Origin of the sequence: Acidovorax sp. JG5, assembly GCF_017939685.1 — a bacterium.
Lineage (GTDB): Bacteria > Pseudomonadota > Gammaproteobacteria > Burkholderiales > Burkholderiaceae_C > Acidovorax.
Genome location: NZ_JAGKSE010000005.1, coordinates 123,935 through 136,236, shown reverse-complemented (window position 1 = coordinate 136,236; position 12,302 = coordinate 123,935). Strand labels below are relative to the sequence as shown.

The 12,302-nt window shown below is 63.9% G+C and carries 13 protein-coding genes; 6 read left to right on the top strand and 7 right to left on the bottom strand.

Going from position 1 to position 12,302, the window contains the following annotated elements:
• Positions 1-46: 46 nt before the first annotated feature.
• Positions 47-334 (bottom strand): PepSY domain-containing protein, encoded by a 288-nt coding sequence (locus tag J8G26_RS08310; protein ID WP_210568574.1) that lies wholly within the window; start codon positions 332-334, stop codon positions 47-49.
• Positions 335-485: 151 nt separating this feature from the next.
• Between J8G26_RS08310 and J8G26_RS08305 the strand changes: the two genes are divergently transcribed.
• Positions 486-1,976 carry an NAD-dependent succinate-semialdehyde dehydrogenase gene (locus J8G26_RS08305; protein WP_246881300.1) on the top strand — a complete coding sequence of 497 codons (1,491 nt, stop codon included), beginning with the start codon at positions 486-488 and terminating at the stop codon, positions 1,974-1,976.
• A 97-nt stretch (positions 1,977-2,073) separates the two neighbouring features.
• On the opposite strand, the gene J8G26_RS08300 is transcribed toward J8G26_RS08305, so the two are convergent.
• The 6 genes from J8G26_RS08300 to J8G26_RS08275 form a co-directional block, all read right to left on the bottom strand.
• The gene (locus J8G26_RS08300; protein ID WP_210568573.1) at positions 2,074-3,264 is read right to left on the bottom strand and encodes a YeeE/YedE family protein; all 1,191 of its coding nucleotides are present in this window, start codon (positions 3,262-3,264) and stop codon (positions 2,074-2,076) included.
• Between the two features lie 108 nt (positions 3,265-3,372).
• Positions 3,373-4,263: a sulfurtransferase gene (locus J8G26_RS08295; protein ID WP_246881306.1), complete on the bottom strand. Its 891-nt coding sequence runs from the start codon at positions 4,261-4,263 to the stop codon at positions 3,373-3,375.
• Positions 4,264-4,793: 530 nt separating this feature from the next.
• Positions 4,794-5,648, bottom strand: a complete 855-nt coding sequence (locus tag J8G26_RS08290; RefSeq protein WP_068636796.1) for a hypothetical protein — start codon at positions 5,646-5,648, stop codon at positions 4,794-4,796.
• Between the two features lie 15 nt (positions 5,649-5,663).
• Positions 5,664-6,308 carry a transcriptional regulator gene (locus tag J8G26_RS08285; protein WP_068636797.1) on the bottom strand — a complete coding sequence of 215 codons (645 nt, stop codon included), beginning with the start codon at positions 6,306-6,308 and terminating at the stop codon, positions 5,664-5,666.
• A gap of 16 nt (positions 6,309-6,324) precedes the next feature.
• Complete coding sequence (locus tag J8G26_RS08280; protein WP_217999606.1) at positions 6,325-7,125, bottom strand: TIGR04255 family protein; 801 nt, start codon at positions 7,123-7,125, stop codon at positions 6,325-6,327.
• A 122-nt stretch (positions 7,126-7,247) separates the two neighbouring features.
• Positions 7,248-7,667: a helix-turn-helix domain-containing protein gene (locus J8G26_RS08275; protein WP_210568571.1), complete on the bottom strand. Its 420-nt coding sequence runs from the start codon at positions 7,665-7,667 to the stop codon at positions 7,248-7,250.
• Positions 7,668-8,415: 748 nt separating this feature from the next.
• Here J8G26_RS08275 and J8G26_RS08270 point away from each other — a divergent pair.
• The 5 genes from J8G26_RS08270 to J8G26_RS08250 all read left to right on the top strand — a co-directional run bounded on the left by J8G26_RS08270 (position 8,416) and on the right by J8G26_RS08250 (position 12,297).
• Positions 8,416-9,177, top strand: a complete 762-nt coding sequence (locus J8G26_RS08270; RefSeq protein ID WP_210568570.1) for a hypothetical protein — start codon at positions 8,416-8,418, stop codon at positions 9,175-9,177.
• 110 nt (positions 9,178-9,287) lie between these two features.
• Positions 9,288-9,506 carry an AlpA family transcriptional regulator gene (locus tag J8G26_RS08265; RefSeq protein WP_009461157.1) on the top strand — a complete coding sequence of 73 codons (219 nt, stop codon included), beginning with the start codon at positions 9,288-9,290 and terminating at the stop codon, positions 9,504-9,506.
• A gap of 41 nt (positions 9,507-9,547) precedes the next feature.
• Complete coding sequence (locus J8G26_RS08260; RefSeq protein WP_210568569.1) at positions 9,548-10,414, top strand: ParA family protein; 867 nt, start codon at positions 9,548-9,550, stop codon at positions 10,412-10,414.
• A complete protein-coding gene (locus J8G26_RS08255) occupies positions 10,398-10,646 on the top strand; it encodes a type II toxin-antitoxin system HicA family toxin (RefSeq protein WP_142096545.1) in 249 nt (82 codons plus the stop codon). Before J8G26_RS08260 ends, J8G26_RS08255 begins: the two co-directional genes overlap by 17 nt.
• On the top strand, positions 10,639-12,297 hold the full coding sequence (locus tag J8G26_RS08250; protein ID WP_210568568.1) for a ParB family protein: 1,659 nt from the start codon (positions 10,639-10,641) through the stop codon (positions 12,295-12,297). Before J8G26_RS08255 ends, J8G26_RS08250 begins: the two co-directional genes overlap by 8 nt.
• The last annotated feature ends 5 nt before the right edge of the window (positions 12,298-12,302 follow it).

Here is a 12,302-nt window from a genome sequence, read left to right as displayed (position 1 = left end):
CACCGGGCCCCACCCCGATGCCCCGCCTTCAAGCCGAATCCCGCTGTCAACCCTGCTGAGTGGTCATTTCCAGTTTCACGATGCGACCGTCCACCGGATGGTGGACGATCTCGACGCGGTTGCCGTCCTTGTCCCAACCGTGCATCTTGTAGCAGCTGGCTTTGGTGACGGCGAAGCGCTCGATCGAATAGCCCGCGTCCACCAGCTTTTGCAGCATTTGCGCCTGCGTCAGCCGGGTGTCGTTGCGGGCCGCGGTGCACGATGGGGAACCGGCAAAAGCGGATGTGCCCAGCAGCAGTGCAGCGGCTGTGACGCAAAGGGTACGGGTTTTCATGATGATCTCCTGTTGGCATGCCGGATTGACATGGGGATCATTGTGAAAACGCCCCCTGAAGATCGGCTGAACACGCCGCACCATGAACCTGCGCTGCGCCCAAACTCGCCGGGTGCTACGCTTAGACACCAACCGCCCAAACGAGACAAGCATGGACACCAAAACCTCTCCCCTCGCCCAGCTCAATGACCCCACCCTGCTCAAGACCGATGGCCTGATCAACGGCCAATGGGTGGCAGGCACCAGCCGTTTTGACGTGCACGACCCCGCCACGGGCCTCAAACTGGCCGACGTGGCCAACCTGGGCCCGCAGGACGCCGAGGCGGCGATTGCTGCCGCCAACGCCGCCTGGCCCGCCTGGAAGACCAAGACCGCCAAGGAGCGCAGCATCATCCTGCGCAAGTGGTACGACCTGCTCATGGCAAATCAGGACGACCTGGGCCGCATCATGACCGCCGAACAAGGCAAGCCGCTTGCTGAAGCCAAGGGCGAAGTCGCCTATGGCGCGAGCTTTGTGGAATGGTTTGCCGAAGAAGCCAAGCGCATCAACGGCGAAACCCTGCCCCAGTTCGACAACAGCCGTCGCCTGCTGGTCCTGAAGCAACCCATCGGCGTGTGCGCCGCCATCACGCCCTGGAACTTTCCGCTGGCCATGATCACGCGCAAAGTTGCGCCTGCGCTGGCAGCCGGCTGCCCCGTGGTCATCAAGCCGGCCGAGCTGACCCCGCTCACGGCCCTGGCCGTGGCCGAGTTGGCCCAGCGTGCTGGCATCCCGGCAGGCGTGCTCAACATCCTGAGTGCCGACGCCGCCAATTCGATCGCCATCGGCAAGGTACTGTGCGCCAGCGATGTGGTGCGCCACATCAGCTTCACCGGCAGCACCGAAGTGGGCCGCATCCTGATGGCGCAATCGGCACCCACCGTGAAGAAGATGTCGCTGGAACTGGGCGGCAATGCGCCCTTCATCGTGTTCGACGACGCCGACATCGACAGCGCCGTGGAAGGCGCCTTTGCCAGCAAATACCGCAACGCCGGCCAGACCTGCGTGTGCACCAACCGCTTTTACGTGCAGGAAGGCGTGTACGACGAGTTCGTGACCAAGTTTGCCGCCAAAGTGAAAACCGCCAAGGTCGGCAACGGCTTCGAGGACGGCGTGAACCAGGGCCCGCTGATCGAGGAAGCCGCGCTGGTGAAGGTGCAGCGCCATGTCGATGACGCCGTTGCCAAGGGCGGCCAGGTGGTTGCAGGCGGCAAGCGTCTACCAAACCTGGGCTCGGGCCAGTTCTTCGAGCCCACGGTGGTGGCAGGTGCCACGGCCGACATGCTGTGCGCGCGCGAAGAAACCTTTGGCCCTTTTGCGCCGGTCTTTTCCTTCAAGACCGAGCAGGAAGCCATCGATGCAGCCAACGCCACCGAGTTCGGCCTGGCCAGCTATTTCTACAGCCGCGACGTGGGCCGCATCTTCCGCGTGAGCGAGGCGCTCGAATACGGCATGGTCGGCATCAACGTGGGCATTCTGGCCACCGAGCATGTGCCGTTTGGCGGCGTCAAGCAGTCAGGCCTGGGCCGCGAGGGATCGCACTACGGCATCGACGACTACGTGGAAATCAAGTACCTGTGCCTGGGCGACATTCAGAAGTGACCGGCACAGGGCCGGTGAGCCATTGATATATTTTTGATAGCTGCTAACGCTTGCTGGATAAGCGCTAGCGGCCAAAAACACTTCAAATCATTCCACGTCATTTGCGGACCAGGGCGGACTTCACACCAAGGCCCGCCCACACCGCAAAGAACACCGCCGCCCCAAACACCCAGCCCGACAGCGCCCCAGCCATGCCACCCGACAGCAACGTGCCAATGGTGCAGCCCAGGCCCGTCATGGCGCCCCAGCCCAACAGCACGCCACCCAAAAGACCCCGCGCCGCATCGCGCCCAGTAGGCCAGCGCGGCGCAAACTGGCGGCTTGCCAAGGCGGCAATGAATGCCCCCGCCACCAGCCCTGCCAGCAGCATTGCATTGGGAGTGAACCAGGTGGACTGTGGCGCAGTCGCGCAGCCCGCAAAGCCGTCAAGCCCGTCCAGCCGATCGGGAATCCACCCCTGCCCCTGCGCCCACTGGCGCGCCGCACTGCCCAGCGTGGCCGTCACGCCCAGGGGCCGCATGCGCACGATGGCAAACGCGCCAATCAGCCCCACGACCAGCCCGCCCACCCAGTAGTGCCAGCGCCCGGCCCACAGGTTGTGCCACACGGCCCGCAAGGGCCGCACCACACGCGCCTGTGGGGGCCCCGCAGTTTCGCGCGCAAAGCCGCGCCACAGCCACGCCGCCAGCAAGCCCAACCCACCCAGTTGCACCGCCAATGCCCCGCCATACCCCAGGTGGGCCGGCAGCCACACCACCGGCGCATCGGCCACGCTCAGGCTGTACAGCGCGTTCCAGGTCTTGAAGCCCACAATGAAGCCCAGCGCCGAGCCGACAAGCGCAAACGGCGACACCGCCGAGCCCTCGGCCAGCCGGTACCAGTGCGCGCTGATGCACGAGCCCGACACCACCATGCCCGCGCCAAACGACAAGCCCGCCGCCACCAGCACCCAGCTCACCGGGCCGATGTGCATGTCAGGCGGCAGCTTGCCAGGCTGGGGCACCGGCAGCCAGCCGCCCAGCACCACGGTGTAGCACACCACGCCCACCGCCAGCGCCAGCACGATGGCCAGCAGACCGCGCGGATTGCGGTCTTCAAACCAGTCGCGCGCATGGCAATAAAAGCAGAACCGCGAGCGCTGCAGCCCCAGCCCCAGCACCGCACCCGTGACCAGCGCAAACACCAGCGTGCGCCCGCCTGGCAGGCCCTGCAAAGCCTGGGCCGCCACGCCCAGCGCCACCAGCAGCGCCACAGCCGCCAAAGAAGTGAAGTTGATCCTGAATGTCATAAGCCTGCGCAAAAAAAGCCCGCACAAAGGCGGGCTGTAAAAGAGACCCCCTACCGAAAGTCACAACGTGTTTTTCCCTGTTGCGCCCTCTTCCCCATTGCGTGTTGCTTACTTGGCAGCCCAGATGGTGCCTGCCGGGTTCGAGATAGGCACACCCACCGCATTGCCGTATTCGGTCCACGAACCGTCATAGTTCTTCACGCTGTAGCCCAGGATCTTGGACAGCGCGAACCAGGTGTGGCTGGAACGCTCGCCGATGCGGCAGTAGGTGATGATGGGCCGGCTGCCGTCCACACCCACGCTGGCGTAGAGCTTTTTCAGGTCGTCGGCCGACTTGAAGGTGCCGTCTTCCTTGACCGCCTGGCCCCAGGGCACATTGGCAGCGCCGGGAATGTGGCCAGCGCGAATGCTCAGCTCGGGCACACCCGCAGGGGCAAAAATCTTGCCCGAATACTCGTCGGCCGAGCGGATGTCCACCAGCCTGGCGTTGCTCTTGCCTTCGGCGGCTGCCAGGGCGTCCGTCAGGCGGGCGCGCAGGTCGGTGTTCACCCTGGTCACCTTGTAGCTGGTGGCTGCCAGATCGGGCACGCGGTTGTTCAGCGGCAGGTTCTCGGCCTCCCACTTCTTGCGGCCGCCGTCGAGCAGCTTCACGTTCTTGACGCCATAGATGTCAAACACCCACGCGCCCCAGGCAGCAAACCAGTTGTTGGTGTCGCCGTAAAGCACCACCGTGGTGTCTTGCGCCACGCCCGCCTTGGACAGCAGCGCTTCGAACCCTTCCTTGCTCACGATGTCGCGGCGCACGCGGTCGTTCAGATCCTGGTGCCACGAGAAGTTGACCGCACCCGGAACATGGCCGCGCTCATACAGGCCCGGATTCACGCTCACCTCCACGATGCGCACCTGCTGGTTATCGAGGTTCTGTGCCAACCACTCGGTGGTAACCAGCGGCCCGGCCGGAATGGGCGTGGCGGCAAACACCGCGCTGCACAGCAGCATGGCGCCGCCCAGCGCTGAAACGCGAAGCCAGCTGTGCGCCGACTGCGCGAAATTGCTTGTGCGGAGTGAAGAAGTGTTCATCGTCGTCCTTTCCATGTCATTGAGATCACGGGGCCAGCGGCACCCGACAGCTGCAATTTAGAAGGAACGCGGCAAGGGGCCAACCAAACAAAACGGCTATGGATATGCGAAATCTGCGCTTGCCTGCGGCGCACGCAGACATGGCGACGCCTGCGCTAGGCACGCGGTGCAAATCAGAGAAACCGGGGGGGATGGCGAGAAGGCGATCAGCCAGGAAGGGCTGGAGCGGGTGATGGGAACATCACGCCGCACTCAAATCGTTGATTGATAACGGGTTTATTCCGTTGGCGCTACGGAATCAGGCCAAATTATGTACCTGTAGCGAGCCCTCGGCAACTCGGCGCGGCCGTTGCTGCCGCATTGGCTCACCCAGAGCCGTCAGACACTGCCCAGTGCCAGATGCACAACAGCCCCCAGCCTATCCCAGGCTCATCCAGCCACCTCACGTCTCACGCAGGGGCAACGCCGTCCGGCAGGAAGCCACCATGTTCATCGTCATGCAGGCTGAGGTACTCAAGTCGCCATTGATCCACGCGCCGAAGATCGGCGAGGGTCATGTGCGTATCCGGGACTGGCTCGCAGGCGTCGAGGGCGATTTCCGTTGCCGCATCGGGAGGGCCGTACGCTTCGATGAAAAGCGCTCGCAATTGTTGCACTACGCTTTCGGCGGACTCACGCGCGCCTGGCCCACCCTCGATGGCGTCATAGGCCACCGATATGGACAGCGCATAGGGTTCACCATCAGAAGCCTCGATGCCTCGCTGCTCACCCAGATCGAAGAACAATCCCACCAGATGTCGGGCTTCGGGAGCGAGGATGCGGGCGATCCGGCTCTTGACGTCTCTCTTGCCGACACGCTTCGCAAGCCGGTTCTCGAAGGCGTTGGGGAACGCGGGCCGGCCATAGCGTGCCGCCAGCCATTGCTTCAGGGTGCGCTTCGATTCATCCGAAAGCGACGCTTCAAGAAACCGAGACGCGCCCCGGCCAAACTCGACTCTCGGGATGGACCTTTTCTCCGCATGCCGCAACTCCAGCACCATCGATCCTCCATCCGCCTTGTCATACGCAAGATGCAGCCGCCGGGGGTTCTTGGCATGGGACAGTTGCGGATCCTCACGGGCATCGCCGATCAAGTCCGCCACGATGACCTCAATACAGGGTTCGTGCGGGTGAGGAATGTCACAGTCGTGGGAGATCACGACAGCGAAGCGGCCATCCTCCAGTGACTCGACCAATCCCAGTTGCAGCGATCCATCGCTGGTCAGCAAATCTCCCTGCCGCCATGACGTCTCCCGGTCCAGCATCGCGCGATCCCCGAATCACTGCTCGGGATAGCCAGGAATGGAAGCAGCGGAACGCCAATCATCCGTTGGCGCGGCCTTGCTCTTGGCCAGTCCCGACCTTTCGTATGCCGCATCCATGGCCTGAGCCTCTGAAATCAGCGTTTGGACATGCTCCATGACAGTCTGGTTTGCAGCGATGAGATCCAGGAGAGACCTGCCGTCAAACGCCTTCATCTTCAGCATCATTGGCGCCCGTTTGACGCCTGCTTCGCGAAAGGCGTCGGCCACTTGGCTGAGTGCCTGTATCCGAGCGAAGTTGTCCGCTTCTGGCGTCGACTCCCCCCCCAGCCATTTGTAGATCGCTTGCCGGGAAACACCAAAGGTCCCGGCGAGATCAGCGATTGCTGGATTGAGCACCTCACGGATGTTGGCCAGATGCTCCGAAGCGCTTCGCAGATCGGGACGAACTGCCTCCTCGCCATCCACCTCGATTTCGACGTGAATGGGAGTCCGCGCCTCCACCAGCCTGCGCCATTCCCCCGCCCGGGTCACATCGAACACGCTGCCAGTACCGCCAACCAACTGCGTGATCCCCATCAGGGCGAAGGCAGCCGTGGCCGCGACTCGAACGGGTACGATCGACGGCGAAGTCCTGATTGTCGGGAATGTCTCGGTGTACATGTGGGGGGCTCCAGCGTTACGCCCATGCCCGGCGCGCGTGATCCGTGGTGGTCGCCTTGAACACGGACTTGATTGGGACATGCAGCGAGCGCAGTTGTTCTTCGAGCTTGCCGAGATCGATAGGCATGCGACCTTCGCAGAAATGGTCGGTATCGAGCACACCATGCTCACGTGGCGTGGACATGGCGAAACGCGGATTCAGTGCCAGCCCGTTCGGCAGCATATCGGGAGGGAAACCAAGCTGCGCCGTTGCTCTGTATACCCTTGCAACCAAGGTTCCGACGGGAACGAGTGGACCAACATCGGTTGAAAACACGGACTCACTCATTGCGTGTCGGCGAACCGCGTCGAATCCCACCCCATGGACGCCACCGACAAGGTACTGTTCAACGGACTCTCCGTCTGATGGCACCACCGCATCCAGATAGCGCAACCCAAGCCGCCCCACGTGGTCAAGGCTGACCGCATCATGCACGGCATCCAACCCACGCAGTAATTCCGGAATGAATGTCTTGTGGGTGTCGTAATGCGTCGTATGAAACGTGATTGTCGAAGGGGACAGGATGAAGCCCGCAGATCGATCACTCCTGGTCAGGAGCCAGGATACCGTTTGCTGGATCTTTGGTTCGGCTTGTTGTGCTTGGCCTGGCCCGGACACGACCAAGTGAGTGACCTGCTGCGGCTCGAACAAGGGATACCCTTCACGACGCAGTCGATCTTGTATTTGGTCGACATACTTGACCATGGCCGCCACCGGATTGAAATGCGCCTGTGCCAGCGCGTAGTACACCGGCGCATTGGACATTCGTTCGCTCACAGGCCGCTCCATCTTCTCGGTTGACACTTCAGTTGCCAGTTTACACCATGGTTGACATCCATTCTAGGGGACTTGCTCAATGCGGCTGGATGAGGGGGACGCAAGCTGAGGAGAAGGCGCCGTCAAAAGCCTTCCATTACGTCGACACTCCCGCTCGCGCCACCATCGCCGGCTCCCGACGTTCGCCCAGCCGGCTGCCCTTGCCTGCGGGAAACGCTGCGCACCCGCTGTGGCAACAATTCCCGCACCAGTTCCATGCCAAGGGCGTCCTTCTCCAGGGTTATCGCCCGTGACAGGTCATCGAGCCGGCCCAGCACGTGCAGCGCGCGCAGGAAGGTGTGCAGCGCGGTGCCGGGATAGCCATCTTCCATGCGCCTGACGGTGCTCAGGGACGTGCCGATGCGCTGCGCCAGGTCTTCCTGGCTCAGGCGGCGCATGCGCCGCGCCGCCGAGATGTCCTGCCCCAGGCGGCGCAGCGCACGCGCGACGGGCTGCGGCATCGCCACCTGCGCTCCAGAGCGCTTCTGACCGGAAGAGGACATGAATTAAGCCGCAAATATGAATTTAATTCAGCAATAAGCATTCAAATTTGAATGCATAAGTATGATCTAGTCAACAAGCCCAAGTTTGGAATTAGTAGGCAATGAAAAGGCTGGCTTCTGTCGGTCCGCTGCTACCCCGCTTGCAGTTCTGGGGACCACGCGCTGCGCCATCGCGCTGTCTGATCGCTGCATGACGATCAGGCCACCAATGTCCAATGAGACCCGACAGGCAATCCCCTCGTCATCGCTCAGTCCTGTCGTCGGAACTACCCAATCGCTCCTTCCCATGAGTGCGGAACCGGACTGTCATGCTTTGTCGATCTAGAGGCAGACCTCCCGCGTCTTGCCCGAAACCTCGCCGCACTCCGTCGAAGCGCCATCGCCACGCCTGTTTCTGCCCGAACTGCGTCTGCTGATAGACCGTCGCTGTCTTGCACGCCGGTAACGCCCAGGCTCGAACGCAAGAAGACCGAATTCGTCTTTCGCCACGATGGCGTCTGTAGCAAAACCTCGTTATCGAGCCATCCTGCCATGAGCAGTCAACCGCTTGAAGCATACCGCCACGCAGAGGCTCGGGGCTGGTGGACAAGCGCCATATCGACAGGCGGCTGCTCTGGTGAACATCCGTCATCCCGGCCTTTCCCACAAGCCAAGCCGCCACCGTCTCGAGCCGTGAAGGCGCGTCCCGGCAGCGATTCCAATCAACGAGGGAAACAGATGTCCTGAATCCGGTTACCAGGGAGCAGCCATGCGAAAGCCACCTTCATTCGACGTCCAAGCCAAGGTCTTCTATCGTCCGATCGAGGCGGCCATCCATTGGGCGGGGCTGTCACGCTTCGAGCGCCGCATCCTTGATGTCGCCAAGGGGATGAACTGGCTACCGGAGCACGCTGCACTGGCGCGCTGGCCACAGCTTCGCCTGAACGCAGAACGGATCTACGACGCCCTGGTGCATCTCGACCTTCCCTACGGCAAGGATGGCATCACGAGCAACGACCCCGCCTTGCTCGATGACCCCGGCCTCACGATCCGCCACGTCGATCTGAAGGCCTGGATGATCCGTTTCTATCCCGACCAGCGACCGGCCTTCCTGTTCGATGCCTTCGAGCGTCACCTGCATCCGGCCGTCAGTGTCGATGCCGTGCAGGCACTGGTCATGGATCGCGAGGCGTTGAAGCTCCAGCTTGCCGACAGGGTGCAAGCCTGGGATGCGCTCTATGCCCAGTTCCAGGCGCTCAGCCAGGAGCATCAGGCGCGCACGGAGCGCGAGAAGCGTTCCGGGGTGCCGGGCGCCCGCAGTGAGTCCACCTACCTGAACATCGTTGGCGGTCTTCTGACCCTGCTGCTGGGCAAGTCGCCCAATGGCGTTCCCTATTCGTCCTTCGAGACGCTGGAATCGGTCATCAGTGCGCTGGTTGCCCACTACGGCGACAAATCCGGGATCAGCGAGCGAACGCTGTGGGCGAAGTTTTCGGCAGCCAGGCGTCATCTCGCCACCCAGGACCGCTGACTGCAAGTGCAGACGCCGAGCCTGCACTTGCGGTGACTGCGCGGGAACCGCGCTATTGAATACGGGGCACGTCCATCACCGCCGCTACACAGCGCCAAGGAGTGCCCCTCGTGACTGCCCAGACCATCGCCACCGCGACGCCGAACGAACACCGCATCCTGCGCCGCGCGGAAGTCGAGGCCAAGACCGGCTTCAAGCGCGCCCACATTTACAACCTGATCAAGGAGGGCAAGTTTCCCAAGCCCCTGCGCCTCGGGGTACGCGCCATCGGCTGGGATTCGGTGGAGATCGATCAGTGGATCACCGATCGACTCAGGGAACGGGCGTGAGCCCGCGCTCCGTCGGAATCCCTTCCACGAGGAGTCGCGCCATGCAGGTGGTATCCATCATTTCGACCAAGGGTGGCGTCGGCAAGACGACCACCGCGGCGAACCTGGGCGGCTTCATCGCCGATGCAGGGCTGCGCGTGCTGCTGCTGGACCTGGACGTACAGCCCACCTTGTCGAGCTACTTCACGCTCGGCACGCATGCGCCTGCCGGTATCTACGAGATGCTGGCCTTCAACGAGCAGCGTATCGAGCAATTGGCTTCGCAGACCGCTGTGGCAGGTCTCGACCTGGTGGTGTCGAACGACCACCGCGGCGAACTGAACACACTGCTGCTGCATGCACCCGACGGGCGCCTGCGCCTGCGTCACCTGCTTCCCTCGCTGGCGTCGCACTACGACCTGCTGCTGATCGATACCCAGGGAGCGCGCAGTGTGCTGCTGGAGATGGCGGTACTGGCCTCCAGCCTGGCGCTGTCGCCGGTGACACCGGAAATCCTGGCGGCGCGTGAGCTGAGGCGCGGCACGCTGCAACTGATCGAGGACATCGCTCCGTATCGGCACCTCGGCATCGAGCCGCCACCGCTGCGCTTGCTCATCAACCGTGTGCATCCGGTTTCGTCGAACGCCCGACTGATCCAGCAGGCCCTGCGACAAGTGTTCCAGGCGCACGCTGGCATACAGGTCCTGAACACCGACATCCCGGCCATCGAAGCCTACCCACGTGCCGCAACACGAGGACTGCCGGTGCATCGCGTCGAGTACCGGCAACCAGTGGGCCGTACTGCCCCTGCGGCGTTGGAGACGATGCGTGCGCTGGCTGGCGAGCTGTTCCCGGCATGGAGGGAGCGCTTTGCATGCGTTACCGGCAGAGGCCGCGCAGGGGGAGCCAGTCATGGCGAACGCGCATGAACTGGCCCGCGGCCATGCGCGGCTGCGCGCGCTGATCGAGTTCGCGCTGGGCGAAGGTTGGCACGTGAAACGCACGCGCGGCGGGCACCTGATGTTCACCAAGCCCGGCTGCGCCGCGATCTATACCAGCTCGACCGCGAGTGATCACCGCGCCAGCCGCAACGCACGCGCGCAGCTTCGCCGCGCCGATCGTCAGGCACCGGTGGCATCTCGGGAGAGCAGCGATGGCTGAGCCGACGCCGCAGGACATGGCCGCCAAGCTGCTGGCCACCGGCTTCGAGCGCAGCGGTCCTTCGGCCGGGGCGTTGACCGACCCCATCGCCGACACACCGATGGTGGTGACGCTGGACGAGCTGCGCCCCTATGAACATGACCCGCGCGTGACGCGCAACCCGGCCTACGAGGAAATCAAGGCGTCGATCCGCGAACGCGGGCTGGACGCGCCGCCGGCGATCACGCGCCGGCCGGGCGAGGCGCACTACATCATCAGGAACGGTGGCAATACGCGGCTCGCCATCCTGCGCGAACTGTGGAGCGAGACCAAGGAGGAACGCTTCTTCCGCATTGCATGCCTGTTCCGCCCATGGCCGGCGCGCGGCGAAATCGTGGCGCTGACCGGGCACCTGGCCGAGAACGAGTTGCGCGGCGGGCTGACCTTCATCGAGCGGGCGTTGGGCATCGAGAAGGCGCGCGAGTTCTACGAGCAGGAAAGCGGCCAGGAGCTATCGCAAAGCGAACTTGCGCGGCGGCTGACTGCCGACGGCTATCCGGTGCCGCAGTCGCACATCAGCCGTATGAACGATGCGGTGCGCTATCTGCTGCCGGCGATCCCGACGCTGCTGTACGGCGGATTGGGCCGGCATCAGGTGGAACGGATCGCGGTACTGCGCAAGGCGTGCGAGCGCACCTGGGAGCGGCGTACGCTGGGCCGCACCGTGGCCGTGGACTTCGCCACCTTGTTTCAGGACGTGCTGACGCAGTTCGACGCACAGCCGGACGACTTCTCGCCGCAGCGGGTGCAGGACGAACTGGTGGGCCAGATGGCCGAGTTGCTGGAGGCCGACTACGACACGCTGGCGCTGGAAATCAACGACAGCGAAAGCCGCCAGCGTGCGCTGACCAGCGAACCGGCGGCGCCGATGCCTTCGGCGGCGTCTGTCGTGCCTGCTGCTCCTTCCGCACCGGTCTCCGCACCTCAGCAGCTACCCGGGTCGTCCGTACCGCGCGACACCACGCCGGTCTCGCATGCGGTGTCAGCAGCGACACCGCCTGCATCGCCCGAAGCGCCAGAGGACCAGCGCGGACCACGCGACGAGCGCCTGCAAGGGCACATCGTGACACCGGCACCGACCACCGAGCGCCTGCAGTCCATCCAGCGGATGGTCGCCGACCAGCTTGGCGACAAGCTGCCCGACTTCGAGGCCGATGCGCTGCGTGCGATCCCCGTACAGGTCGGCGGGCTCTATCCCATCTCGGACGTCTGGTACGTCGAGCCGGGGCTGGACGCGCCGGATCGCCTGCGCGTGCACATCGCGCAGTTCGCGCGCGAAATCGGCGAGGAAGCGGCGGTTGCCGACCACATCGAGGCCTGCGTCGGCGGCATCGGCTTCGTCTGCGTGGCGCCGGCCGTGGGCCAGGCGAAGGTGCTGCCGGCGTTCGCGCGGGCGGTACTGACCCTGCTGCATGCGCTGAGTGCGGCGCCACCCGCCGCGAACGGATTGGACCGCGCGCGGCTGGCCGACGAACTGGCGGCGCTGCTCCATGGCCACGGCGGCTCGGCTACACGTCTGAGCGATGCTGCGCTGGTGAAGCTGTTCCGTCTGCTGCGCCTGGCGCGCCGGCTACTGGATCTGGAAGCCGGCGTAGCGAGCCAGGATTCCTGAGCGCA